This is a genomic window from Oceanospirillum linum (genome assembly GCF_001995095.2).
Classification (GTDB): Bacteria; Pseudomonadota; Gammaproteobacteria; order Pseudomonadales; family Halomonadaceae; genus Oceanospirillum; species Oceanospirillum linum.
Genome location: NZ_MTSD02000166.1, coordinates 1 through 413, shown reverse-complemented (window position 1 = coordinate 413; position 413 = coordinate 1). Strand labels below are relative to the sequence as shown.

Sequence of the window (413 nt, the reverse complement as noted above, 5' to 3'; positions counted from 1 at the left end):
ACTTAGCTGAAGCGTACAGAAGAGGCTACACGGTAGAAGACCTCCATGAATTTTCCGCTATCGATGTCTTCTTCTTGCATAAGCTGTTCGGAATCGTACAGTTTGAAAAAGAATTGAAGGCCAATGCGGGCGATACAGATGTGCTGAGACGGGCAAAAGAACTCGGCTTCTCTGATCAGTACATCAGCCGTGAATGGAAAATGAAAGAATCTGAGCTTTACAGCTTGAGAAAACAAGCGGGGATTGCGCCGGTATTCAAAATGGTAGATACATGCGCGGCGGAATTTGAGTCAGAAACGCCATACTTCTATAGCACATATGAAGAAGAAAATGAATCTGTCGTTACAGATAAGAAAAGTGTGATGGTGCTTGGTTCGGGTCCGATTCGAATCGGTCAGGGTGTCGAGTTCGAC

Annotated in this window: 1 protein-coding gene; it reads left to right on the top strand. The window is 45.3% G+C overall.

From position 1 onward, the window contains the following. The coding region (locus BTA35_RS19040) for a carbamoyl phosphate synthase preATP-grasp domain-containing protein (protein WP_500690218.1) at positions 1-413 on the top strand (413 nt) is incomplete at both ends.